Source organism: Pseudomonas nitroreducens (genome assembly GCF_010994165.1).
GTDB classification, from domain to species: Bacteria; Pseudomonadota; Gammaproteobacteria; order Pseudomonadales; family Pseudomonadaceae; genus Pseudomonas; species Pseudomonas nitroreducens.
On the sequence record NZ_WMBX01000005.1, the window covers coordinates 120576 to 145957 of the forward strand.

Annotated in this window: 21 protein-coding genes; 7 read left to right on the forward strand and 14 right to left on the reverse strand. The window is 66.0% G+C overall.

The genetic code is table 11. From position 1 onward, the window contains the following. Positions 1–153 precede the first annotated feature (153 nt). Together GJV37_RS22165 and GJV37_RS22170 are read left to right on the forward strand one after the other, a co-directional pair. Positions 154–1278, forward strand: a complete 1125-nt coding sequence (locus GJV37_RS22165; protein ID WP_170858953.1) for a methyltransferase — start codon at positions 154–156, stop codon at positions 1276–1278. Between the two features lie 65 nt (positions 1279–1343). Beyond that, on the forward strand, positions 1344–2207 hold the full coding sequence (locus GJV37_RS22170; RefSeq protein ID WP_170858952.1) for an alpha/beta fold hydrolase: 864 nt from the start codon (positions 1344–1346) through the stop codon (positions 2205–2207). A gap of 112 nt (positions 2208–2319) precedes the next feature. Here GJV37_RS22170 and GJV37_RS22175 read toward each other — a convergent pair whose 3' ends face one another. Genes GJV37_RS22175 through GJV37_RS22195 form a run of 5 tightly spaced genes read right to left on the reverse strand, consistent with a single transcriptional unit; the run spans position 2320 to position 8435 of the window. Further along, positions 2320–2886: a nucleotidyltransferase family protein gene (locus GJV37_RS22175; RefSeq protein WP_170858951.1), complete on the reverse strand. Its 567-nt coding sequence runs from the start codon at positions 2884–2886 to the stop codon at positions 2320–2322. Then, complete coding sequence (locus tag GJV37_RS22180; protein WP_170858950.1) at positions 2883–3854, reverse strand: XdhC family protein; 972 nt, start codon at positions 3852–3854, stop codon at positions 2883–2885. Before GJV37_RS22180 ends, GJV37_RS22175 begins: the two co-directional genes overlap by 4 nt. Positions 3855–3857: 3 nt before the next feature. Beyond that, complete coding sequence (locus GJV37_RS22185; protein ID WP_170858949.1) at positions 3858–5069, reverse strand: cytochrome c; 1212 nt, start codon at positions 5067–5069, stop codon at positions 3858–3860. Between the two features lie 2 nt (positions 5070–5071). Continuing rightward, the gene (locus tag GJV37_RS22190) at positions 5072–5611 is read right to left on the reverse strand and encodes a (2Fe-2S)-binding protein (protein ID WP_084358549.1); all 540 of its coding nucleotides are present in this window, start codon (positions 5609–5611) and stop codon (positions 5072–5074) included. Then, positions 5604–8435 (reverse strand): xanthine dehydrogenase family protein molybdopterin-binding subunit, encoded by a 2832-nt coding sequence (locus GJV37_RS22195; RefSeq protein WP_170858948.1) that lies wholly within the window; start codon positions 8433–8435, stop codon positions 5604–5606. Before GJV37_RS22195 ends, GJV37_RS22190 begins: the two co-directional genes overlap by 8 nt. A gap of 332 nt (positions 8436–8767) precedes the next feature. Between GJV37_RS22195 and GJV37_RS22200 the strand changes: the two genes are divergently transcribed. Beyond that, a complete protein-coding gene (locus GJV37_RS22200; RefSeq protein WP_024764768.1) occupies positions 8768–9979 on the forward strand; it encodes an MFS transporter in 1212 nt (403 codons plus the stop codon). An 83-nt stretch (positions 9980–10062) separates the two neighbouring features. Here the strand turns inward: GJV37_RS22200 and GJV37_RS22205 are convergent, their stop codons facing one another. Genes GJV37_RS22205 through GJV37_RS22215 form a run of 3 tightly spaced genes read right to left on the reverse strand, consistent with a single transcriptional unit; the run spans position 10063 to position 12673 of the window. Beyond that, on the reverse strand, positions 10063–10212 hold the full coding sequence (locus GJV37_RS22205; protein WP_037007166.1) for a DUF2474 domain-containing protein: 150 nt from the start codon (positions 10210–10212) through the stop codon (positions 10063–10065). 11 nt (positions 10213–10223) lie between these two features. Beyond that, entirely contained in the window at positions 10224–11231 is a 1008-nt protein-coding gene (gene cydB / locus GJV37_RS22210; protein WP_024764767.1) for a cytochrome d ubiquinol oxidase subunit II, read from the reverse strand. A 2-nt stretch (positions 11232–11233) separates the two neighbouring features. Further along, positions 11234–12673 carry a cytochrome ubiquinol oxidase subunit I gene (locus GJV37_RS22215; protein WP_084358551.1) on the reverse strand — a complete coding sequence of 480 codons (1440 nt, stop codon included), beginning with the start codon at positions 12671–12673 and terminating at the stop codon, positions 11234–11236. Positions 12674–13147: 474 nt separating this feature from the next. Between GJV37_RS22215 and GJV37_RS22220 the strand changes: the two genes are divergently transcribed. The 3 genes from GJV37_RS22220 to GJV37_RS22230 all read left to right on the forward strand — a co-directional run bounded on the left by GJV37_RS22220 (position 13148) and on the right by GJV37_RS22230 (position 16215). Further along, positions 13148–13927, forward strand: coding sequence for a MetQ/NlpA family ABC transporter substrate-binding protein (locus GJV37_RS22220; protein WP_037015272.1), 780 nt, complete (start codon positions 13148–13150; stop codon positions 13925–13927). Between the two features lie 118 nt (positions 13928–14045). Next, complete coding sequence (locus GJV37_RS22225; protein ID WP_193452955.1) at positions 14046–15236, forward strand: trans-sulfuration enzyme family protein; 1191 nt, start codon at positions 14046–14048, stop codon at positions 15234–15236. A 19-nt stretch (positions 15237–15255) separates the two neighbouring features. Next, on the forward strand, positions 15256–16215 hold the full coding sequence (locus GJV37_RS22230; protein WP_193452956.1) for a sigma 54-interacting transcriptional regulator: 960 nt from the start codon (positions 15256–15258) through the stop codon (positions 16213–16215). A 58-nt stretch (positions 16216–16273) separates the two neighbouring features. On the opposite strand, the gene GJV37_RS22235 is transcribed toward GJV37_RS22230, so the two are convergent. Further along, the gene (locus GJV37_RS22235) at positions 16274–16609 is read right to left on the reverse strand and encodes a hypothetical protein (RefSeq protein ID WP_024764762.1); all 336 of its coding nucleotides are present in this window, start codon (positions 16607–16609) and stop codon (positions 16274–16276) included. 773 nt (positions 16610–17382) lie between these two features. Between GJV37_RS22235 and betT the strand changes: the two genes are divergently transcribed. Continuing rightward, the gene (gene betT / locus GJV37_RS22240) at positions 17383–19341 is read left to right on the forward strand and encodes a choline transporter BetT (RefSeq protein WP_089285845.1); all 1959 of its coding nucleotides are present in this window, start codon (positions 17383–17385) and stop codon (positions 19339–19341) included. 57 nt (positions 19342–19398) lie between these two features. Here betT and GJV37_RS22245 read toward each other — a convergent pair whose 3' ends face one another. From GJV37_RS22245 to tauA, 5 genes are all read right to left on the reverse strand, one after another. Then, entirely contained in the window at positions 19399–21438 is a 2040-nt protein-coding gene (locus tag GJV37_RS22245; protein WP_084358555.1) for an OPT family oligopeptide transporter, read from the reverse strand. Between the two features lie 240 nt (positions 21439–21678). After that, positions 21679–22515: a taurine dioxygenase gene (tauD, locus tag GJV37_RS22250; protein ID WP_024764760.1), complete on the reverse strand. Its 837-nt coding sequence runs from the start codon at positions 22513–22515 to the stop codon at positions 21679–21681. Positions 22516–22617: 102 nt separating this feature from the next. Further along, positions 22618–23436, reverse strand: a complete 819-nt coding sequence (locus GJV37_RS22255; RefSeq protein WP_065085489.1) for an ABC transporter permease subunit — start codon at positions 23434–23436, stop codon at positions 22618–22620. Then, the gene (locus GJV37_RS22260; RefSeq protein ID WP_037015270.1) at positions 23426–24217 is read right to left on the reverse strand and encodes a taurine ABC transporter ATP-binding protein; all 792 of its coding nucleotides are present in this window, start codon (positions 24215–24217) and stop codon (positions 23426–23428) included. Before GJV37_RS22260 ends, GJV37_RS22255 begins: the two co-directional genes overlap by 11 nt. A gap of 108 nt (positions 24218–24325) precedes the next feature. After that, the gene (gene tauA, locus GJV37_RS22265; protein WP_024764758.1) at positions 24326–25336 is read right to left on the reverse strand and encodes a taurine ABC transporter substrate-binding protein; all 1011 of its coding nucleotides are present in this window, start codon (positions 25334–25336) and stop codon (positions 24326–24328) included. Positions 25337–25382: the final 46 nt, after the last annotated feature.

Sequence of the window (25382 nt, forward strand, 5' to 3'; positions counted from 1 at the left end):
GATAGGTCATAATTTTTCGGTATAACGCCGCCCCGCACAAGCGGATGATGGCCAACTGCTTCGCAGTTTGATGACAATCTCATTGCAATCAGCCTCGTCTCATTGCGACTTCCAGCTCCAGCTGTTCCCAGCCCTACTTCGTTCGAGAGTCCCATGCCCGTCCTCGCCAGCCCCTTCGCCCAGCTCGACCTGGTCCGCCACCCCGAACAGCGCGAAGACCCGCTGCAGGCCTTCGATGCGGCGGACGAATACCTGCTCGCGCACCTCCACGAACAGGGCGTTGGCGTGGATAGCCGGGTGCTGGTGCTCAACGACAGTTTCGGCGCACTCGCCGCCAGCCTCGCGCCCCATGTGAAGGTGACCAGCAGCGGCGATTCACACCTGGGTTTCATCGCCCTGCAGCGCAATCTGGAACGCAACGGCCTGGCCGACGCCCCGCTGACCTTCGTGCGCTCCAGCGAAACGCCGCAGGGCCCGTTCGACCAGGTGCTGGTGCGCGTGCCCAAGACCCTGGCGCTGCTGGAGGAACAACTGATCCGCCTGCACGGCCAGCTCGCGCCGGGCGCCAAGGTGGTCGCCGCCGGCATGATCAAGCACCTGCCGCGCGCCGCCGGTGATCTGCTGGAGAAGTACATCGGCCCGATGCAGGCCTCGCTGGCGGTGAAGAAAGCCCGCCTGCTGGTCGCGACCGCCGAACCACGCCCGGCCCCCGCGTCGCCCTACCCCACGCGCTACCGCCTGGACAAACCGGCACTCACGCTGGTCAACCACGCCAACGTGTTCTGCCGCGACGGCCTGGACATCGGCACCCGCGCCTTCCTCCCGCACCTGCCGCAGACCCACCACACCGTGCGCGCAGCGGACCTGGGCTGCGGCAACGGCGTGCTGGGCATTGCCTTCGCCCTGCTCAATCCGCAGGCCGAGCTGACCCTGGTGGATGAGTCCTACATGGCCGTGCAGTCGGCCCGCGAGAACTGGCAAGCGGCCCTCGGCGACCGACCTGTGGATATCCATCCCGACGATGGCCTGGCCAGCCAACCTGCCGACTCGCTGGATCTGGTGCTGTGCAACCCGCCCTTCCACCAGCAGCAAGTAGTCGGCGACTTCCTCGCCTGGCGCATGTTCCAGCAGGCCCGCGCGGCGCTCGTGACGGGTGGCGAGCTGTGGATCGTCGGCAACCGCCACCTGGGCTACCACGCCAAGCTCAAGCGCCTGTTCCGCGGCGTGGAGCAGGTGGCGGCAAATCCGAAATTCGTGGTGCTGAAAGCGACCAAATAAGCGACTGGCATTGCTCCGGCCCGCGCGCCGGAGCAGCATGGATCGCCTTCGCCAGGACGCACGCCATGACCGCACAAGAGCCCTCCCCCTCTACACCGGAACTGATCCGCAGCGCCGACGGCGTCAACCTGGCGCTGCGCCTCGTGGGCCCTGCGGATGGCGTGCCCGTCGTGCTGACCCACGGCACCTTTTCCAACCATCGAAGTTGCCAGGGGCTGGCCAACTACCTCGCCGGACAAGGGTTCGCCTGCTGGCTGTTCGAATGGCGCGGACATGGCGACAGTGAGCGCAACGGTTTTATCCACAGCTTCGATGATGTCGCCGAGCAGGACGTGCCGGCGATTCTCGATGCGGTGAGCCTGCGCAGCGGGCAAACGGCGCTGCACTGGATCGGCCATTCCGGCGGCGGGCTGATCGTCTCGATGTGGGCGGCGCGCCATCCCGAACTGGCGCAGCGGCGGCTGCGCTCGATGGTGCTGATCGGCTCCCAGGCCACGGCGGCCGGGGCCAGTCTTTCTCATCGGCTGGCCGTGCTCGGCTACGACTGGCTGCTGCGCTGGCGGCGCGTCGCGCCGAGCCGGGCGAAGAGCGTCGGGCCGGAGGCAGAGAGCGCACGGCTGATGCGCCAGTGGTGCCAGTGGAACCTGCGGCGACGCTTCGACTCGCTGGCGGGGTTCGACTATCTGGCGGGACTGGCGAACGTCGATTTACCGGTGCTGGGCGTGGCAGGTAGCGGCGATACCTTCATCGCTCCGGTTGCCGGGTGCGAGGCCCTGGTGGAAGCGTTCGGCGGCAACGACGTGAAGCTGGAGCTGTTCGGCCTGGCGACCGGCGCGAAAGAGGATTACAGCCATAACCGACTGCTGCTGTCGCGCAATGCCAGCCAGGAAATCTGGCCGCGTATCGCGCAGTGGCTGGAACAGCGCTGAAACCGCGAGATTCGGTGCTGCCGGGACTCGCGAGCAAGCTCGCTCCTACAGGAGAACTCCAGCGCCACCTTGCAGGAACGAGGGGGACGCCCAGTCCTTGTTCGCGACCCCTTCAGGAGCGCAGGACTTCCGGCGTGTCTACGTCTCGCAAGACACCCGCGTCTTTCACTTCGACGACGACGCAACTGTCACGATGCGCCTGCACCACCGCGCGGGCGCCTTCATCGCCAGTGAGCTGCGTCAGTTCCGGCCAGAAGTCACGACCGAACAGCACGGGGTGGCCACGCTGGCCATCGTGAAGCGGAAAGAGAATGGTCGAGGCACCGGCCGCATCGGCCAGCGCACGCAGGGTTTCCGGTGCGATCCACGGCATGTCGCCAAGCAGGATGGCCACGGCCTGGGCGTCGGAGTCCAGCAATGAGGCTGCACCCGCGGCGAGGCTGCGCCCCATGCCAAGCGCTGCGTCCGGGCTGTGGATGACACGGCAGCCGGCTGGCAGGCCGAAGGCATCCGCCTGCTCGCCAGCACGCAGCACCACCCGCACGTCGTCGAACACGGCCTGGGCCCGCTCGACGCTATGCGCGAGCAGGCTGCGCCCATCCGGAAGAACCGCGCGGCGCTTGTCCGCGCCGAAGCGCGAGCCCTGGCCGGCGGCCAGGACCAGCGCCACCACCGTCACAGCGCCTCGCGGGCAATGCCGCTGCGCGTGCGCAGGATGTCGGCGAGCACGGCCAGGGCGATTTCCGCCGGGGTCTTGCTACCCAGATTGAGGCCGATGGGCGCGTGCACGCGCGCCAGCTCCGTCTCGTTCAGGCCACCGATGCGGTGCAGGCGTTCGCGGCGTTTGTCGGAAGTGGTGCGCGAACCCATGACGCCAATGTAGAACGCTTCGGTGCGCACCGCTTCGAGCATCGCCAGGTCGTCGATCTTCGGATCGTGGGTCAGCGCCACCACGGCGGTGTCCGCGTGGCAGCCGCCGTTGGCGATGAAGATCGACGGCAGCTCGCGGCGGATTTCGATGCCGTCCAGCACCACGCCATCGAGCGCCTCTTCGCGGGGATCACAGAGGATCACTTCGAAGCCCAGGCCCTTGCCGAACTCCGCGCAGAAATGCGCAACGCTGGAATAACCGGCCAGCAGCAGACGCTGTGCCGCACCGACGCGCAAGCGAACACTGGCTTCGTCCCGCTCCACGCGCGGGCCGTGCTCATGGTCGTCACTCAGACGGCGGCTGCCGTCCTGCAGGCTCACTTCGCGCAGCAGGCGACGCTGGCCGAGCAGCGCCGACTCCAGCTCGCGCAGGTGGGCCTGCACGTCGCAATCGGGCGCGAGGTTTTCCACCAGGACGTCGAGGATGCCGCCGCAGGGCAGGCGGATGTTCGTGCGGGTATCGGTGCCGTCGCCATAGCGCACGACGACTACCGGCTCGCTGAACTCGCCTTCGGCGACGCGTTCGAGAAAGTCATCCTCGACGCAGCCGCCGGACAGCGAACCCACCCACTGGCCGCTGGCGTTGACCGCCAGCAACGAGCCCGGCGCGCGGGGCGCCGAGCCATAGGTGAAGAGCACGCTGCACAGCCACACGCGCTGGCCTGCGTTGGACCACTGGAGCGCCTGCCGGACTACTTGCAGATCGAGATGCTGCACGACTCACTCCGCTTTGAGTTGAGCGACCTGTTGTACGCCCATGTCGCCCGGCAGGCCACCCCAGGCCTGGCGCAGGTAGTTGATCAGGTCCGTGAGTTGCTCGTCACTGAGCTTGTCAGCAAAGCCCGGCATCGGCTGCATGCGCTCGAAACCGGTGAACTGCTGCTCGCGGATGCCTTCGACGATGACCTTGGCCAGGTTGCGCGAATCGGCCAGGCGCAGGGTGGTGTTGCCCTGCATGGCCACGGCGATGTGCGGCTTGCCCTCGCCATCGTTGCCGTGACAGCCGGCGCAGACGTTGAGGTACTGCTGGCGGCCGCGCTTGGCGCTGTCGCTGAGCTGATCCTCGGCCACCGCCTGGATCACCTTGGCCTGCGGCGGCTGTTCGCCGAGCAGGTAGGTCGACATGGCGGCGAGGTCCTCGTCACCCAGGTGCTGGGTGCTTAGGTGCATCACCGGGAACATCTCGTTGAACATGCTGCCTTGCGGGCTCATGCCGTGCTTGAGGAAGCCGGTCAGGTCGGCGCTGGTCCAGCCGCGCTCGGCCAGGTCCTGGGCCAGCAGGCTCGGAGCGCTGTAGCCGTTGAGCAGGCCGCCGGTCAGGCGCTTGTCCTGCTCCAGGGCGCCGATCTGGTTGCGCGGGGTGTGGCACTCGCCGCAGTGGCCGAGCACTTCCACCAGGTACTGGCCGCGCTTGTAGGGCTCGCTCTTGCCCTCGGTGTTTTCCAGCTGGACGCTCTTGCCGTAGAGCATGTTCCAGCCACTCAGGCCCATCCGTACGTTGAACGGGAAGCTCAGGCTGGTTTGCGGCGCGGCACGGTGCACCGGCGTCTGGCTCATCAGGTAGGCGTAGAGGGCATCGCTGTCCTCGCGCTTGATGAGGTGGTACGAGGTGTAGGGCATGGCCGGATAGAGGTTGGCGCCGTCCTTGCGCTTGCCCTCGGTGAGGGCGGCAAAGAAGTCGTCGGCGCTGTAGTTGCCGATGCCGAAGTCCTTGTCCGGGGTGATGTTGCTGCCATAGATGGTGCCGAACGGCGAGTGGATCGGCAGGCCGCCGGCGAACGGCGCGCCGCCCTCGGCGGTGTGGCAGGCCATGCAGTCGGCAGCGCGGGAGACGTACTCGCCGCGCTTGATCAGCTCCTGGTCAGCGGCTTGTGCGCTGAGCGCCAGGCCGAGGCCGACAGCCAGCGCGAGGCCGGAAAGAATGCGCTGCATGCTTAGCCCTCCTTGACCAGGCCGAGATCGGTCAGCACTTCGCGGGTGGCGTCGTAGTAACGCACGTACCCGGTGCAGCGACAGATGTGGTGGCCGAGGCTCGCCTCGATGGTCGACTCCAGTTCGCTCTTCTTCAACGGCTGGCGCTGGGCCTTCTCCACCAGCACGGTGGCGGCGTTGACGAAGCCCGGTGCGCAGTAGCTGCACTGGAAGGCGAAGCGGTCGACGAACTTCTGCTGGATCGGGTTCAGTTCCTTCACCGAACCGTCTTCCTCGCGCTTGGCGTGGCCCTCGATGGTGCGCACCTTCTTGCCTTCGAAGTAGTGCGCGCCGGTGATGCAGGTGCGCACTTCCTCACTGGTGCCGTCGGGGTTGTCGACGATCACCACGCAGGCATGGCAGATGCCCTGGCCGCAGCCCAGGCGCGAACCGGTGAGGTTCTGGTATTCGTGCAGGTAGTCGATCATCGGCAGGTCCTCGGGAACCTCGACCGGACCGACGGTTTGACCATTCAAGGTCAGGTTGAGCGGACGCTTAGCCATTGAGGGCCTCCTTGATGCGAGCGGGGGTGATGGGCAGGTCGCGGACGCGCTTGCCGATGGCGTGGGCCACGGCGTTGCCGATGGCGCCGACCACCGGGATCATCACCACTTCGGCGATGCCCTTGGACGGATCGCTGGGCGAGAGCGGCGGAAGGATTTCCGAGCTCTGCTGCCAGACGGCCACGTCCTTCGCCTTCGGGAGACGGTAGCGGTTGAAGTTCCAGTCGCCCTCGCCCGGGCCACCCTCGTACAGCGGCATGTCTTCCAGCAATGCGTGGCCGATGCCCATGGCGGTGCCGCCTTCGATCTGGCCTTTCACCAGTTCCGGCACCAGCACGCGGCCACACTCGATCCAGCTGTGATGGTTGAGCACACTGACTTCGCCGTTGCCCTTGTTCACCTTCAGCTCGACGATGGTCGCCACCGGGCTGTAGTAGGTCACGGCGGCGTTGTTCAGCTGCACCGGCGGATAGGCCACGTTCTGGCGATCCAGCAGGTGGAAGCCGGCGCTGTTCATCTGCGCCTTCTTCACACCCGGCGCGCCGTCGCCGTACTTCACGGCCAGGGCGTCCAGCGGCAGGCGGTCGCGCACGCCGTCGATGACGAAGTCGCACTCGGCCCAGCTCCAGCGGTTGAAGCCGTGGACGGTGGCGCCAGTGACCAGGCCCTTCTCGTGAGCGACCTGCGCCAGTTCGGCGAACGACAGTGGCTGCAGGCCGTTGGCGGTGAGCTTGCCGTCGACCCAGTGGGCGTCCTCGCGGCGCACCACCAGCGGGTTGGCGGCGCCGTTGAACGGGCCGCGACGCCAGATTTCCAGGGCCGCCGGCCACAGGCCGTGGTTGAACAGCACGCGTGCCGCTTCGCGGGTGGCGTGGCTGAAGTAGTAGGCCGAGTTGGTCGCCGACGACGCCGAGGCGTACTTGCCGACCCAGCGCGGGTTGCGCAGCTTCTCGTCCTGGGTCGGCTGGCTCATGGTGTAGGGGTCTTCGCCGCTGATCAGCTGCAGTTCCGGCCACTCGGTTTCGGCGGTCTTCATCTCGTCCGCCGGTTTGCCGAGGAAGTCGGCCACCACCAGCGCCTGGGAGGTCGACATGCCAGTGCCGATCTCGATGCCGATGTGGCGCATGTGCACCTTGCCGGTGGCATCGAACTCGATGCTCGCCATGGGCGCTTCCGAGCCGGTGCCGAAGTCCTTCTGGCAGATGGCGAAGCCGACGCCGTACCAGTGGTCCGGGTCCTTGGCGTCCATCGACTGCTTGCGTGCGTCGCGGGTCTTCCACCACTCGTGGGCGGCGGCCTTGTCGAGGATTTCGTGCAGGCGCAGCGCACCGGCAGGGATCGCGCCCTGGGTGTTCTTCATGCCCGACTTCAGCGCGTTGACGCGGCGCAGTTCGATGGCGTCCACGCCCAGGCGACCGGCGATCTCGTCCACCATCATCTCGGTCGCGGCCATGCTCTGCAGGGTGCCGTAGCCACGCATGGAGCCGGCCTCGACGGCGCGGGAATGGTAGGCGGTCACCTGCAGGTCGTTCTGCGGCATGTAGTAGATCGACTGCGCGGCGGTGGCGCCCACGGCGGCCACGGACGGGCTGTAGTTGATGCGGCCGCCGCCGTCCACGCTCATCTCGGTGCGGAAGATCTTGAAGGTCATGTCCTTCTTGTCCACCGCGAGCTGGTAGCGGATGTCGAACGGGTGGCGCTTGATGCCGCTCTGGAACTGCTCGTAGCGGTCGTTGGCCAGGCGCACCGGTACACCGTTGCCGTACAGCGCCGCCAGGGCCGCGTAGTAGACGAAGATGTTGTGGTCCTTGGAGCCGTAACCCACGGTGTAGCCGGGGTGCATGTTCAGTTTGGCCAGGCCGAAGCGCGACGGGGCGATCATGTGCGCCGTCTCGTAGGCCGCCTCGAACGGGCACTGGGTGGCGACCACGAAGTGCAGGGTCTTGCTCGCCGGGTCGTACCAGCCGTTGCCGTTGTCCGGCTCCATGGCGGCCGGCTCGATGGACGGGGTCTTGTAGCGTTCGTCGAAGACCAGCCAGTTCTCCGGCGGGTTTTCGATCTGGTCCTTGATCTTCTGCGCGTAGAACAGGCCCTGCTCGGTGAGGTCACCGTGCTGGTTGGGCTGCTGGTTCCACACCGGTTTGCGCTCGCGGATCATCGGGAAGAGGATCGAGTCCTTGAGGCTGGAAAACTCGTCCGGATCGGCCGAAGTCGCCCCGCCCACACGCACGTAGCGGAAGCTGCCGTAGGGGTCGCCCTGGTACAGCGGGGCCTGCGCACCGTAGCGGATCGCCTTGTCGTTGAACTTCATCTTCAGCTTGGCCTGACGGAAGCGCTCGAAGTCGTTCCAGATCAGGATCGCCACCGGGTGGCCGATGAACATCGGTACCTTGCCGCGCGGCAGCAGCGGGTCCGGGGCATGGGCTTCGGGGAAGACGATGCCGTCCTTATCCAGGTCCTCGGCGGTGACGATGCGGTCCGGTTGCAGCTCGGCGCCCAGCCAGGCGAGGTCGATACCGTCGAAGATGCGGTCGGCCTTGATGGTCTTGAGCAGCATGGCGTGGCCCTGCTGCTGCGGCCAGCCGGGCATGTCCTTGGAGCGGATGTCGCGGGCGAACACCTTGTTGCCGCAGACCTTGGACAGCGCGTCGTTACGGAAGCGCGCCTTGCCGTCGTGGCCCATCCACTGCTGCGGGGAGACGGTGACGGAGTTTTCCATCAGGGCAGCGAAGGCCCGGCTGCCGAGCGGCGCCATGGTCACGCTGACACCGGCAATCAGCCCGCCCTGCAGGAAGGCGCGCCGGGAAATATCACGGTTGGACATGGTTCATCCTCTGGACGGTGAAGGCCCGCCCATGTCGTTTTTTCGGTGCTGGAGAGAGTTCGGAGGCCGCGGAATCGCGGGCGTCTCGGGGATGGCGCCGGAGGAAAGATCCTGCAGGAAAACCTGACTCTTCTGTCAACTTTAACGCACCTCAATAGTGCGAAGCAAAGTCAATCGGACAGCTTGTCGCGGAGATGAAAATTTTAGTCGACGGGTCGAGACTATTCGCCAATAGCAAAAACCCTCGGCGACAAGCGGAAAAGTGTTACGCCGTGCTACGCTGCATGGCCCTTGCTTAGCCTCCTAACGAACCTTCCAGATAAGCCTCCAAGATGACCGCCGAAGCCACGTCCCTGCTGCGTCACCGCCCTTTTCTCGCCTTCTGGCTGGCCCGCGTCTGCACCGCCAGCGCCTTCCAGATGATCACCGTGGCCATTGGCTGGCATATCTACGAACTGACCCACAACGTGCTCGACCTGGGCCTGGTCGGGTTGGTGGAATTCACCCCGCGCGTGCTCTTCATGCTGCACACCGGTCACGTCGCCGATCGCTACGACCGCCGCCGCATCGCTTCGCTCTGCCAGGTCGGCCAGGGCCTGATCGCCGTGGCGCTGGTGGTGGGCGCCAGCACCGACAACGTGACCCGCGAGATGATCTTCGTGATGGCCTTCCTGCTGGGCACCGCGCGGGCCTTCGAGATGCCGACCACCCAGGCGCTGCTGCCGAACATCGTGCCCACGGCACTGTTCCCCCGTGCCGTCGCCGCGTCCGCCTCGGCCATGCAGGCGGCGACCATCGCTGCGCCGGCCTTCGGCGGCTTCCTCTATGCCTTCGGCGCCTTCTGGGTCTACACGCCCACCGCAGTGCTGTACTTCATCGCCTGCACCCTGGTGCTCACCCTGCCCTCGCGCCAGGCGCCGGCCGCCCAGGGCAAGGCCACGCTGGAGTCGCTGCTGGCGGGCATCCGCTTCATCCGCAGCCGCCCGGACATCTTCGGCGCCATCTCGCTGGACCTGTTCGCCGTGCTGCTGGGCGGCGCCACCGCACTGCTGCCGGTGTTCGCCAAGGACATCCTGCTGACCGGCCCCTGGGGCCTGGGCCTGCTGCGCTCGGCCCCGGCGGTGGGCGCACTGCTGATGTCGTTCTGGCTGGCGCGCTTCCCCATCGAGCGCAACGTCGGGCGCATCATGTTCGCCGCCGTGGGCGTGTTCGGGGTCACCACCATCGCCTTCGGCCTGTCGACGTCCTTCTGGTTCTCCCTGGCGGTGCTGGTGGTGCTGGGCGCGGCGGACATGATCAGCATGGTCATCCGCGGCGCCTTCGTGCAGTTGGAAACCCCGGACGAGATGCGTGGCCGGGTCAGCGCGGTGAACGGCCTGTTCATCGGTGCCTCGAACCAGTTGGGCGAATTCGAATCCGGCGTTACCGCCCACTGGCTCGGCACGGTGCCGGCGGTTGTACTCGGCGGCGTCGGCACACTGGTCGTCACCGGTGCTTGGATGAAGCTATTCCCCACCCTGGCCAAGCGCGACAAGCTGCACTGAAAAAAATCCCCCGCTGGAAGCACCGGCGAGGGATGTGGGAACGGGCGCCGGGGGACGGCGCCCGGATGGGATCGATTGCGCGGCTAGTGCGGCGTGCCCAGCCCCGCCGCGCTCATGAACAGGCGCATCAGCCAGGCCGCAACGCCCAGGCCGGCGACGCTCAGCGCCCAGATCAGTACCAGCCAGCCGAGCCGCTTGCGCAGCGGCGCCTTCTCCTGCTCTTCATGGGTCATCACGCGCACCTCTAGTGGTAGCCGTCGCCGTGCTTCACCTTGCCGCGGAACACGTAGTAGCTCCACGCGGTGTAGACGAGGATGAAGGGGATGATGAACAGCGCGCCCACCAGCATGAAGCCCAGGCTCTGCGGCGGCGCCGCGGCGTCCCAGATCGACATCGACGGCGGGATGATGTTCGGCCACAGGCTGATGCCCAGCCCGCTGTAGCCCAGGAAGATCAGCGCCAGGGTGAGCAGGAACGGCTTCACATGGTCATTGCGCGCCACCGAGCGCAGCAGGCTGTAGAAGGTCAGCAGCACCAGCAGCGGCACCGGCAGGAACCAGAACAGGTTCGGCAGGCTGAACCAGCGCTGGGCGATGTCCTCGTGGGCCAGCGGCGTCCACAGGCTGACGATGCCGATCACTGCCAGCAGCACCAACGCCAGGGGCTTCGCCAGGTCATGCATGCGCTGCTGTAGAGGCCCCTCGGTTTTCATGATCAGCCAGGTGCAGCCCAGCAGGGTGTATGCCACCACCAGGCCCAGGCCGCAGAACAGCGGGAACGGTGCCAGCCAGTCCAGCGCGCCGCCGGCGAAGGCGCGGTTTTCCACCGGGATGCCCTCGATGAAGGCCCCCAGCGCCACGCCCTGGAAGAAGGTCGCCACCAGCGAACCGACGATGAACGACTTGTCCCAGATGTGCCGTTTCGCCGGCCGGGCCTTGAAGCGGAACTCGAAGGCCACGCCGCGGAAGATCAGCCCCATCAGCATCAGGATCAGCGGCAGGTACAGCGCCGAGAGTACCGCCGAATAGGCCACCGGGAAGGCGCCGAACAACGCCGCGCCGCCCAATACCAGCCAGGTCTCGTTGCCGTCCCAGACCGGCGCCACGGTGTTCATCATGACGTCACGGTCGCCCTCGTCCTGGCAGAACGGATAGAGCATGCCGATCCCCAGGTCGAAGCCGTCCATCACCACATACATCATCACGCCGAAGATGATGATGATCGCCCAGATCAGCGGAAGGTCGATGCCCATGCTCAGTTCCTCCCTGCCGGACTGTCGGTTTCATCGTCGTCGAGGCCCTCGGCGGTCGCCGACAGCGGCCGCGCCGGAGTGCGTTGCTGGCCGGCGCCACCCTGGCTGGTTTCGCGCCCTTCATGGGTGATCGGGCCCTTGCGCACCAGGCGCATCATGTAGCCGATGCCCACGCCGAACAGCGAGAAGTACACCACCACGAACATCACCAGGGTGATGCTCATCTGCGTCACGCTGTGGTTGGACACCGCATCGCTGGTACGCATCAGCCCGTAGACCACCCACGGCTGGCGACCGATCTCGGTGGTGAACCAGCCGGCGAGGATCGCGATCAGGCCGGACGGCCCCATCCACAGCACCAGCTTGAGGAAGGCGCGACTCTCGAACAGCCGCTTGCGCCAGCGCAGCCAGGCGCTCCACAGGCCGACGAAGATCATCAGCATCCCCAGGCCGGCCATGATGCGGAACGACCAGAACACGATGGTGGAATTGGGCCGGTCGGCCTTCGGGAAATCCTTCAGCGCCGGGATCGGCTCGGTCAGGCTGTGATTCAGGATCAGGCTGCCGAGTACCGGAATCTCGACCTTGAAGCGGGTTTCCTCGCGCTCCATGTCCGGCCAGCCGAACAGGATCAACGGGGTCGGTTCGCCGCTGCTGTTATCCCAGTGGCCTTCCATCGCGGCGATCTTCGCCGGCTGGTGCTTCAGCGTGTTGAGGCCGTGGGCGTCACCGACCATGGCCTGGATCGGCGCGACGATCAGCGCCATCCACATCGCCATCGAGAGCATCTTGCGGATCGCCGGGTTGTCACGGCCACGCAGCAGGTGCCAGGCCGCCGAGGCGCCAACGAAGAAGGCGGTGGCAACGAACGAGGCGATCGCCATGTGCAGCAGGCGATAGGGGAAGGACGGGTTGAAGATGATCGCCACCCAGTCCACCGGCACCACCACGCCATTGACGATCTCGTGGCCCTGCGGGGTCTGCATCCAGCTGTTGGAAGCGAGGATCCAGAAGGTCGAGATCAGCGTGCCGATCGCCACCATCACCGTGGCGAAGAAGTGCAGGCCGGGGCCGACGCGGTGCCAGCCAAAAAGCATGACGCCGAGGAAGCCGGCCTCGAGGAAGAAGGCGGTCAGCACTTCGTAGGTCAGCAGCGGGCCGGTGACGCTCCCGGCGAACGCCGAGAAGGCGCTCCAGTTGGTGCCGAACTGATAGGCCATGACGAGGCCGGAGACCACGCCCATGCCGAAGTTGACGGCGAATATCTTCGACCAGAAGTGATAGAGGTCGCGGTAGACCTCCTCCTGGGTCTTCAGCCACAGCCCTTCGAGCACTGCCAGGTAGCTGGCGAGGCCGATGGTGATGGCAGGGAAGATGATGTGGAAGGACACGGTAAAGGCGAACTGGATCCGGGCCAGGTCGAGCGCCTCTAATCCGAACATGACGATTCCTCTTCAGGCTGACGCCCACCCCACGGAGGGTCGGCACCGTACCTTGCGCATGCGCAGGGCGTTCTTGCGTGATGTCTGTGTTGCTTGATGGATCTTTTTCGAGCCGCCGATCTCCTGTCGGTTCGGGTTTCTTTTGCCGCCCAATCAGAATGGACCGCCATCCGCATTGACGCCGCTCAAGAAAACGACTCGATTTTACGCGTGCCCGCGGCGCGGGCTGGAGTGGTGGGTTGCCGCGCGACGGGGTGTCGCGCGACAGGATGTCTCATCCGATCAGGCCGTTCGATATGAACAAAATCGAATATGAAAATGAAAAATTAATATTTTATTGGAATAAAAAAGCCGGGTAACTTTCGTCTCAACCGCTGCCAGGTGAGCTGCGGAACTAGAATCCACCGCCCGTACGAAGGCCCCATCCCGGCCGGCCCGGACGCCAGCGGTCATCTGCCCCACAAGGACATCGCAATGAAAAAGCTGCTGCTTCTGACCGCCCTCGCCGCTGCCTTCAGCACCTCTGCCTTCGCCAACGAGAAGCTCGTTGTCGCTGCCACCCCGATCCCCCACGCCGAGATCCTCGAGCTGATCAAGCCGACCCTGGCCAAGGAAGGCGTGGACCTGGAGATCAAGGTCTTCACCGACTACGTACAGCCCAACGTGCAGGTCGCCGAAAAGCGCCTGGATGCCAACTACTTCCAGACCAAGCCGTACCTGGATAACTTCAACAAGGGCAAGGGCACCAACCTGGTCACCGTGACCGGCGTGCACGTCGAGCCCTTCGGCGGCTACTCGAAGAAATACAAGTCCATCGACCAATTGCCGGACGGCGCCACCGTCGCCCTGCCCAACGAAGGCAGCAACAGCGGCCGCGCCCTGCTCCTGCTACAAAAGGCCGGCGTGATCAAGCTCAAGGACCCGAGCAACGCCCTGGCCACCCCGAAAGACATCGCCGAGAACCCCAAGCACCTGAAGTTCAAGGAGCTGGAATCGGCCCTGCTGCCGCGCGTGCTGGACCAGGTCGACCTGGACCTGATCAACACCAACTACGCGCTGGAAGCCAAGCTCAACCCGGTGAAGGACGCGCTGATCCTCGAAGACCGCAACTCGCCCTACGTGAACTACCTGGTGGCGCGACCGGACAACAAGGACAGCGATGCGCTGAAGAAGCTCTCCGCCGCCCTGACCAGCCCGGAAGTCAAAGCCTTCATCGAGAAGAAGTACAACGGCGCCGTGGTGCCCGCCTTCTGATCCGTCGCCCGGCCATCCGCCGGGCGCAACGACTCCCACGCTGGGCGCGCCCTTGGCGCACCCGCTTCAACGCCGGTGGGCAGGTTCCACCGGCGTTTTTCTTTCCCAAGGACTTGCCATGAGCGACCACGCCAAAGGCCCTTCCACCCGCGCCGTACACAGCGGCCACGACGCCGACCGGCGCATGGTCACCCGTGCCAAGAGCCAGCCGATCTACCAGAGCTCGGTGTTCGTCTACGACTCCCTGGAGCAGGTCGACGACTTTCTCGCCGGCAACCCCGACAACTACATGTACACGCGCATCGGCAACCCCAACCACAGCGCCGTGGAGGAATTGCTGCGCGACCTGGAAGGCGGCGAGGACGCGCTGTTCTCCGCCTCCGGCATGGCGGCCATTTCCGCCGCGCTGCTCGGCGTGCTCGGCGCCGGTGATCACCTGATCGCCAGCCGCGAGCTGTACGGCACCACCCAGAGCCTGATCGAGAAAGAGCTGACACGCTTCGGCATCGCCTCCACCCTGGTCGACCTCAACGACCTGGCCGCGGTGAAAGCGGCGATCACCCCGACCACGAAACTGATCTACACCGAGACCGCCTCCAACCCGCTGGTGCGCGTGAGCAATGTCCCGGCGCTGGCCGATCTCGCCCACCGCCAGGGCCTCAAGCTGCTGGTGGACAACACCTTCCTCTCGCCGGTGCTCTACCAGCCGCTGCGCGATGGTGCCGACCTGGTGATCCACAGCACGACCAAATACCTGAACGGCCACAGCGACGCCATGGGTGGCGCACTGGTCGGCGACGCACAATGGATCGCCGCGGCGCGGCGTTTCCAGATCAACGCCGGCGGCAGCGCCAGTCCCTTCGAGAGCTGGCTGAACTTCCGTGGCGCGAAAACCCTCGCACTGCGCATGCGCGCGCATTCGCAGAACGCCCAGGCACTGGCCGAGGCCCTCGAGGCGCACCCGCAGGTGGAGCGCGTCTACTATCCCGGCCTGCCCTCGCACCCGGACCACGCACTGGCGCAACGCCTGTTCCGCAAAGGCCACTCGGGCATGCTCAGCTTCACCCTGAAGGGCGGCCTGGACCAGGTCGACGCGCTGATCGGCGCGCTGCAACTGGCCGCCTTCGCCCCGTCGCTGGCCGGTGTCGCCAGCAGCATCACCCACCCCGGCAAGACCTCGCACCGTGCGCTGTCCGCCGAGGCGCTGACCGCGCTGGATATCCACGACGGCACCATCCGAGTCTCGGTGGGCATCGAGGACAGCGAGGACATCGTCAGTGACTTCCTGCAGGCGCTGGACGCGCTGTAAGAGCAGAAGGAGATTTTCCATGAACGCCCCCCACGCACCGCTACCGCTGCTGACCTTCCCCGACGCCGACAAGAGCCCGCTGAGCATCCGCGCCAAGGCGCTGGTGTTCTTCGACCCTCGCTCCCACGAAGTGCGCGACGAGGTAGAGCGCCTGGCGCCATTGCCGCAACCGGTGCTGATCCATGGCGAGACCGGCACCGGCAAGGAGCTGCTGGCCCGTCACATCCACCGCGCCAGCGAGCGCCCCGGCCTGTTCGTCGCGGTGAGCTGCAGCGCGCTGAGCCGCAACTACGCCGACGCCGAGCTGTTCGGCTACGCGCCAGGCGCGCACAACGGCCCGGTGGGCAGCCGCGCCGGCTGGTTCGGCTCGGCCAATGGCGGCACCCTCTATCTCGACGAGATCGCCGACCTGCCGCTGTCGCTGCAACAGAAGCTGCTGCGCGTGCTGCAGGAACGTGAAGTGCTGCGCGTCGGCGCGCGCGAGCCGGTGCCGGTGGACGTGCGTCTGGTCGCCGCCACCAGTATCGACCTGGGGCAGGCGGTGAAGGCGGGGAAATTCCTCGAAGGACTGCAGCAATACCTGCACGACGGCAACCTGACCTTGCCGCCGCTGCGCGAGCGCATCGGCGATATCCAGCCGCTGGCCGAGTACTTCCTAGGCGTGCACGCGCAACGCCTGGAACTGCCGGTGCCACAGATCGCCAGCGACACCCAGCGCGCGCTGGAAAGCTATTCGTGGCCGGGCAATATCCGCGAGCTGGAGAACGTCATCCACTTCGCCTTGCTGGTCAGCCCGGACGAAGAGATTCGCCCGGAGCACCTGAATTTTTCGGGCGGCGCGGCCGGGTCAGGCGGCGTAGCGGGGCCAGGCGGGAAAACGGAAGTGAACGAAGCGGCACTGGAGCGCCTGGTGCGCCAGCCCGGCGTCGAGGCGCAGTTGCGTGCGCTGCTGCAACGCCTGGAGCGCGAGCGCGGCTGATGCCGCGCTGTAGTCGCCAGCGCGACCCGAAGGGCCGCGCACGGGCGACGGGGCAGTCTTACTTGGTGGCGGTGTTGGAGTGCGCGACCACTGGAGTGCACGACGGGTTGGTCAGCTTGGCCGGATCGGTCAGCAGGCCCGGCATCATGCGCGAGGTGCAGTTGAACACGCGGCCTTTGGTGGTGGTGGCGACGTAGGAGAGTTCCTGGCCACCCAGGGCGTCCGGCTGACCGGCCTTGACGTCGCTGACGACCAGCTCGTCGGAGGAAGCCAGACCGATCATCTGGGCGGTGGCGGCCTGCAGCGGAACGATGGCCTGGTTGGTGGTCATGGTCTGGCAGCCAGCCAGCGAGGCGAAGAGTGCAGTGGCAAGGGCGATGCGTTTGAAGTCCATCTCGATGATGCTCCCTGTTGGTGGTTTTTTGTCCTGCCGGGGGAGACTAACGGAATCAACAAGTCAATCGCCATAGCCGATTCACAAGTTTTTCACGAAAAACTGCACACTCGTTCAAGCTTCCAGACTTGAACCCGCTCTATTTCGGCGATTGTGCTAAGGGAATACCTGTTTCTCGCCGTTGACAGCCGTCTATCGCGTAAAAGCCAGAGCCTGCGCTGAACCGTTTCACCTTTGGCGACGAATGGTCGCAGTGAAAGGCCGGGCCGACCCGCAGGTCGGCAGGAGGGAATCCTGAGCAAACAGTCAAAAACATGACTATTACTCGCAAATATCGTAAAAATCAGTCTCATCGACCATATCAATACCTGCCATCGAGACCATTCACTTCTTTTTGTCACAATCTTCAGGGAAAATGGCTAACAGGCGGTCGGGACCCATTTTCCCCGGCGCCATTGGAGACTATCGTGACCAGCTTTGCCGCTCTTGCTAACTTCTTCGCCGCCACCGCTTTCCTGACTGCGCCCGCGAAGGCCGACCCGGAACGCCGTGAGATCCGTGAGGCGAAAAAGAACCGCCGCAAGTAAGCAGTACCCGCTCCGCTCGGCCCTTTTGACAGGGCCGGCGGCGGGACCATCGGTCCCGCCGATTGGCTTTCCAGGGCCATCCCGTGTTTTCATTGAATGCTTGTTCAAGGAAAAGTCAGAGGGACCCCGCCCGTTTTGTCCGTTGCACAATCGCCCCCGTCCGTAACACCCTCACCCTCCATGCGCATGAACCCACCGGTCTTCTACGGTGCGGCCGCGCTGATCCTTCTCTTCGCCCTGATCGTCATCAGCCTGCCCCAACGGGCCGGTGAATGGCTGCTCGCCGCACAGTCCTGGGCCGCCGATACCGTCGGCTGGTACTACCTGCTGGCGATGACGCTGTACCTGATCTTCGTGGTGGTCACCGCGCTTTCCGGCTACGGAAAGATCAAGCTCGGTGCCGACCACGACGAGCCGGAATTCAGCTACCTGTCCTGGGCCGGCATGCTCTTCGCCGCCGGCATCAGCATCACTTTGTTCTTCTTCTGCGTCTCGGAGCCGCTGACCCACTTCGCCCAGCCACCGCAAGGCGAAGCCGGCACGCCGGAAGCGGCGCGGCAGGCGATGCAGCTGCTGTTCCTGCACTGGGGCCTGCATGGCTGGGGCGTGTTCGCCCTGGTGGCGATGGCCCTGGCCTACTTCGCCTACCGGCACAACCTGCCGCTGGCGCTGCGCTCGGCGCTCTACCCGCTGATCGGCAAGCGCATCAACGGCCCCATCGGCTACACCGTGGACTGCTTCGGCATCATCGCCACGGTGTTCGGCCTGGGCGCGGACATGGGCTTCGGCGTGCTGCAACTCAACGCCGGGCTGGACTTCCTGTTCGGCATCGCCCACAGCCATCCGGTGCAGATGACGTTGATCGCGCTGATGATGGGCGCGGCGATCCTGGTCGCTGTATCAGGCGTGGACAAGGGCATCCGCCTGCTCTCTGACATCAACATGCTGCTGGCCTGCGCGCTGCTGCTCTTCGTGCTGTTCGCCGGCCCCACCCAGCACCTGCTCAACACCCTGGTGCAGAATATCGGCGACTACCTCGGCAGCCTGCCGACCAAGAGCTTCGACCTCTACGCCTACGGCAAGGACGGCAGCGACTGGCTGGGTGGCTGGACGGTGTTCTACTGGGCCTGGTGGATCGCCTGGGCGCCTTTCGTCGGGCTGTTCATCGCGCGCATCTCGCGCGGGCGGACGATCCGCGAGTTCGTCTTCGGCGTGCTCTTCATCCCGCTGGGCTTCACCCTGGCGTGGATGTCGATCTTCGGCAACAGCGCACTGGATCAGGTACTCAACCATGGCTTCAGCGAACTGGGCCGCGTGGCCATTGCCGATCCGTCCATGGCGCTGTACCAGATGCTGCAGAACTACCCCGCGAGCCGTGTAGTGATCGCGGTGACGGTGCTGGTCAGCTTCGTCTTCTTCGTCACCTCGGCGGACTCCGGCACCGTGGTGCTCTCCACGCTCTCCGCCCACGGCGGCAACGCCGACGATGACGGCCCGAAGTGGCTGCGGGTGTTCTGGGGCGTGGCCACCGCGCTGGTCACCGGCGGCCTGCTGTTCGCCGGCAGCATCGATGCGCTGAAGTCCGCAGTGGTGCTGACCTCGCTGCCCTTCTCGCTGATCCTGCTGCTGATGATGTGGGGCCTACACAAGGCGTTCTACCTCGAATCCCAGCGCCAGCGCGCGCGCACCCACTCCCTGGCGCCACCGCCCTCGGCCAAGCCCGGCGGCTGGAAGCGGCGTATCTCCCAGGCCGTGCACTTTCCCACGCGCGACGAGGTGTACCGCTTCATGGTCGATGTGGTCAGCCCGGCGATCGCCGAGGTCTCCGAGGTCTTCCGCGAGAAGGGCCTGCAGGTGGATTCGGACCTGGACCTGAGCAACCTGGAGCTGGTGCTGGAAATCGGCCACGGCGAGCAGCACACGTTCCTCTACCAAGTGTCGATGCGCGGCTACTTCACCCCGTCCTTCGCCCGCGCCGGCATGGGCGGCCTGCACCTGAAGAACCGCCGCTACTTCCGCGCCGAGGTGCACCTCTCCGAAGGCAGCCAGGACTATGACCTGATGGGCTACAGCAAGGAGCAGATCATCAACGACATGCTCGACCAGTACGAGCGGCACCTGCAGTTCCTGCACTTGGTGCGTTGAACCAGGCTGAAACGAGAAAGGCGCCCACAGGCGCCTTTTTCACATCACGGCGATGGATCAGCCGCGTGTGCCGCCCAGCACCTTGCGGTAGAACAGCACGCAGATCGCCACGAAGACCACCAGGCCAAGCCACTGCGCGGTGTCCTCGAAGCCGCCGCCGACCAGCGCCAGCGGTGCGTCCGTGCCAGTGGTGCCGATCACGGCCGCCAGCAGGATACCCATCAGGCTCTCGCCCACGATCAGGCCCGAAGCCAGCAGCACGCCACGGCGCTTGGGCTCGTCGGAGTACTTCTCCACATCCTTGCCGGCGGCTGCCGCGCGCTTGGCCAGCGCCGTTTCCAGCAGCCAGGCGATCACCGCGCCGACCACCAGGGTCATGCCGATGGTGGGCGGCAGGTAGATGCCCAGGCCGACGGCGAGCACCGGCAGGCTGGCCTTGCCGGTGCGGCGCAGCAGCACATCCACCAGGATCAGCGCGATGCCCAGCGCCACGCCGATGAGGATCATGTTCCAGTTCAGCGCGTTGTGGAAGATCCCGCTGGCGATGGCGGTCATCAGCGTTGCCTGCGGTGCAGCCAGGGCGGCGTTCGGGTCCATGCCCTCGCGCGGCAATGCGCCGGTGAAGCCATAGGCGTTGAACAGCAGCTCCAGCACCGGCGGGATCACCAGCGCGCCGACCAGGCAGCCGACGATCAGCGCCACCTGCTGGCGCCACGGCGTGGCGCCGACCAGATAACCGGTCTTCAGGTCCTGCAGGTTGTCGTTGGAAATCGCCGCGATGGCGATCACCACCGAGGTGGTGAACAGCGCCAGGGCAATGGCGAGCTTGCCGCCCTGCTGGTCGAGGAAACCGGTCTCCAGCGATCCGACGCCGAGAATCAGCAGCGACACCAGGATCACCGCGATGATGCCGATGCCGGAGATCGGGCTGCTCGACGAGCCGACCAGGCCCGCCATGTAGCCGCAGGCGGCGGCGATCAGGAAGCCGAAGAAGAAGGCGAAGATCACGCAGACCGCCACCAGTCCCCAGAAGCCGACGCCCTTCAGGTCCGGCGCCGCGTCGCTGAGGAAGTAGGAGAAGACCACGAACAGCGCTACCAGCAGGAAGCCGGCGATGGCGACTATCCATTTGGCGGAGAGGTCCTGCTCGGTGCGCAGGTCGCTGGCTTCGCCGCGGCCGCGCACGGCACTGAGCGACGACCAGACGCCCTGCACCATGGGTTTGAACAGCGTCGCCAGGGTCCACAGTGCGGCGATGCCGATGGTGCCGGCGCCGAGGAAGCGCACCTGGCTGCTCCACAGTTTGGTGGCCAGCTCCGGCAGCGTTTGCCCCGCCGCCAGCACGCTGTTCACCGAGAGCAGCGGCACGGCCACGCCCCAGGCGATGACCACGCCGATCAGGATGGCGATGCCGGCGGTGATGCCCATCAGGTAGCCGGCGCCGACCAGCGCCAGGGAGAAGCCGGTGGACAGGCGGAACGCCGCCTGCCCGGCGGTGATCCAGAAGCTGAAGCCTTCGGCGAGCACCTTGAAGCCACTGCTGAACAGGCTGAAGGCCGCCGCGACCACGCCGCCGGCAAGGATGTCGCGCAGGCCCGGGCCGCCGGCTTTCGCAGGCTTGCCGGCCTTCTCCTCTTCCTCGTCCTGGCTGCCGACACGGAGGATCTCCGCCGCCGCCACGCCCTCGGGGTACGGCAGGCTGCTCTGCACCACCATGACCCGACGCAGCGGGATGGTGTAGAGCACGCCGAGGATGCCGCCGATGGAGCAGATGGCCGCCGTCTGCCAGAACGGGAAGCCGCTCCAGTAGCCGATCATCAAGAGGCCCGGAAGGATGAAGATGATCGAGGACAGGGTGCCGGCCGCCGAGGCCTGGGTCTGCACCATGTTGTTCTCGAGAATGTTGGAGCCGGAGAAGTAGCGCAGCACGGCCATGGAAATGACTGCCGCAGGAATCGACGAGGCGAACGTCAGGCCGACCTTGAGGCCGAGGTAGACGTTGGAAGCGGTGAACACCACGGTGATCAGCGCGCCGAGGATCAGGCCGCGAACCGTCAGCTCGGCGAGGTTGGACTCGTCGGGAATCCGTTCTTGCATGTAGGCAGTCTCTTCATAAAGCGCAACTGCCAAAGCGTAGGACAGTGCGCCAGCCGCCGCGACCCAGAATGGCGACGAATGCGGTCTGCCGTGCGGCTTTGTTGCCTTAAGTCACGGGGATGAAGGGAAATTGCCCCTGCAGGAGCGAAAGGGACGCCCAGTCCTTGCTCGCGAACCGCACAACACCGACACACCGATGAAATCCGTTCGCGAGCAAGCTCGCTCCTACAGAAGAGCCGGTCAGAACGGTTTGTCCCCGAGAATCGTCGCCCGGTGCATCACCCGCCGCTGCGGGCGGTAATCGTCCACCGCGTAGTGCTGGGTTACGCGGTTGTCCCAGAAGGCCACGTCGTTTTCCTTCCAGCGCCAGCGCACGGTGAACTCAGGACGCGCGAAGTGGGCGAACAGCAGGTCGAGAATGGCGCGGCTTTCCGCCGGCTCCAGCTCGTTGATGCGGGTGGTGAAGCCGTCGCTGACGAACAGCGCCTTGCGCCCGGTGACCGGGTGCGTACGGATCACCGGGTGGCTGCGCGGCGGGTTCTTCCTCCGCGCCTCTTCCAGCCGCGCGCGATCCGCGTCGGTGGCACCGAAGCGCTCCTGCGGGAAGGACTTGCTGATGTCGTGGGTCGCGGTAAGGCCGTCGAGGAGTTGCTGCAGTGGCTTCGACAGCGCCTCGAACGCCGCGATGCCGCTGGCCCAAAGGGTATCGCCACCGTAGGGCGGCAGCTGCTTGGCGGCGAGCACGGCGCCCAGGGCCGGGGTTTCCAGGAAGGTCACGTCGGTGTGCCAGATGGCGTTGTCACGCACATCGGTGACGGCGGTATCGAGGACGATGACTTCGCGCTGTTCCGGCGAGCTGGGGTAGATCGGGTGGATGTGCAGGTCACCGAAGCGCGCAGCGAAGTTCGCCTGCTGGCTCGGCGTCAGCGGCTGATCGCGGAAAAACAGCACGTGGTGATCGAGCAGGGCCTGCTCGATCTGGCGCTGCGCCGCGTCGTCCAGCGGATCGGCCAGGCGCACGCCGGAAACGACGGCGCCCAGGGCCGGGCTGATGGGTTCGATGCTCAGGGTGGTCATGTTCGTGTTCTCTCGTGAGGTTCACGGGAAGAGGCGTGCTCTGCCCTGTCCCTCACCTGCGTGGTGAGGGCGTCGGATCAGTGTTCTTGAAGAAGGAAGCGGTTATTCCCAGGACGCAAACCGCTTCTGCAGCCAGCGCAGCCCCAGCTCGAAGCTCAGCGCGATGGCGGCGATCAGCAGGATGCCCAGCACCACCACGTCGGTGGCGAGGAACTGCGCGGCGGACTGCACCATGAAGCCCAGGCCGCGGTTGGCGGCGATCAGCTCGGCGGCGACCAGGGTCGACCAGCCCACGCCCAGGGCGATGCGCAGGCCGGTCAGGACTTCCGGCAGCGCGCTGGGGAGGATGACGTGACGCACCACCTGCAGGCGGCTCGCGCCCAGGCAGCGCACGGCCTGGATGCGCGACTTGTCCACGCGGCGGACACCGGCGGCAGTAGCGATCAGCAGCGGCGCGAACAGGGCAAGGTAGATGAGCAGCACCTTGGACAGCTCGCCGATGCCGAACCAGATGACGATCAGCGGCAGGTAGGCCAGCGGCGGCACCGGGCGATAGAACTCCACCAGCGGATCGAACGCCGCGCTGACCAGCGGATTGAGGCCCATCAGGATGCCCAGCGGAATTGCCGTCAGCACCGCCGCGCCCAGCGCCAGCAGCACACGCATCAGGCTGGTGCCGACGTGTTGCCACAGCGAGGCGTCGACGTAACCTTCGGCCAGCACACGCTGGAAGGCCTCCACCAGTTGCTCCGGGGCCGGCAGGAACAGGGTGTCGACCCAGCCCAGATGCGTGGCCAGCCACCAGAGCACGAAGACGCCGACGATGCTGCCGGCGGCGGCCCAGCGGCGGTAATCACCCGGTACGCTGCGGGATTTCGGCGCGGCGGCGGGGAGTTTGGCGGCGAGGGTTTCAGTGGGCATGCTCGGCCTCCGGTTCTTCGAGGAACTCATCGAGAAGCAGTTGGCGCAGACGCGCGAATTCCGGGTCGGACTTGATGCTGCGCACCGGCTCGCCGGCGGCGTAGCGGCGGGCGAAGTCCAGCGACAGGCGCTTGACGATGCGCGCCGGTGGCCCGTCCATCACCACCAGGTCAGTGGCGAGGAACAGCGCTTCGTCGACGCTGTGGGTAATCAGGAACAGGCCCTTGCCGGTCTTGCGCCACAAGTCGAGGGTCAGCACCTGCATGCGTTCGCGGGTCAGCGCGTCGAGCGCGCCGAAGGGTTCGTCGAGCAGGAGGAAATCCGGTTCCACCGCCAGTGCGCGGGCGAGGCCCAGGCGCTGCCGCTGGCCGCCGGAAAGTTGCGAGATGCGGTAGTCCGCGTGCTCGCCCAGGCCCACCAGCTTCAATACTTCGTGGGCACGCGCATTGCGCTCGGCAGCGCCGACGCCGCGAATGCGCAAGCCCAGGGCCACATTGTCCAGGGCGTTGAGCCAGGGCATCAGGGCGTCATCCTGGAACACCACGCCGCGTTCACCGCCAGGACCTTCGAGGGTCCGGCCATCGATCTGCACGCGACCGCTGTCAGGCGCCTGGAAGCCCGCCAGCACGTTGAGCAGGCTGGACTTGCCGCAGCCGGACGGGCCGAGCACCACCAGGGATTCGCCCTTGGCCAGGCTGAGAGTGAGGTCCTGCAGCACGACGCGCTCGCGTCCGCGCTGCTGGAAAGTGAGGCTGACCGCCTCGGCCGTCAGACGGCTCATGTTCTGCCCTCCGTAGGGTGAGAAAGGGATGCTGCGGTGCCAACCCTCCGCCCAACCCTCTTCCTGGAAGGGAGAGGGTTGGGGAGAGGGTGCCCCGCTGCAGGTCGATCAGCGCTGCCCCACCTGCACGCTCTCCGCCTGGCGCACGTATTCCGCGCTGACGTAGGGCGAGTAGTCCTTGAGTACCGAAGGCACGCGCTTCTGCTCTTTCAGGAAGGCAGCGGTGCCAGCGATGTCCTTGGCGGTGCCACCACCCAGCAGCGCGGAAGACAGCTGCGCCTGGGACTCGGGGAAGGCCGAACCGGCCAGCAACTCGGGCACGTCCTTCGGATCGGCGCCGGTCAGCTTGGCGATCTTCTTCACCTGTTCGGAATCGGCGGTCCACTCGGCCTTGTGGGCGTTGTAGTCGGCGAAGGAGTCCAGGCTGACCTTGGCGAACTTGGCGATGACTTCCGGGTGCTTCTCGGCGAAGTCCTTGCGAGCGACCCAGACCTCGAAGGTCGGTGCGCCCCACTGGCCGACTTCGGCGGCGTCGGTCAGTACCTTGCCGGATTTCTTGATCTCGCCCAGGGCGGGCGACCAGACGAAGGCGCCATCGATGTCGCCACGGCGCCAGGCGGCGGCGATCTCGGTGGGGTTGAGGTTGACGATCTTCACTTTGCCGGGGTCGATGTTCCAGTGCTTGAGCGCGCCCAGCAGGCTGTAGTGCGAGGTCGACACGAAGGGCGTGGCGATGGTCTTGCCGACCAGGTCCTCGGGCTTCTCGATCTTGCTGCCGTTGCGCACCACCAGGGCCTCGGCGGCGTTGATCTGCGCGGAGACGATGAAGGCGACGATCGGCAGGCCACGGGAAGTCGCGGCGGCCAGCGGGCTGGAGCCGAGGTTGCCCAGTTGCACGTCGCCCGAGGCAATGGCGGCGACCACTTCCGGGCCGCTGTTGAAGCGGCGCCAGTCGAGCTTCTCGCCGATGACTTTCTCGTAGGTACCGTCGGCCTGGGGCACCTTGGTCGGGTCGATGCCGGTCTGGTAGCCGAGGGTGATATCGGCCTGGGCGGCGCCAGCGACGCCGACCAGGGCAAGCGCGGCCAGCAGGCGGCGCGGGGCACTGATGTGTTTCATGTGGAGCTCCTGGATATGCGTACAAAGGCGGCCGGCCGGGCCGTGA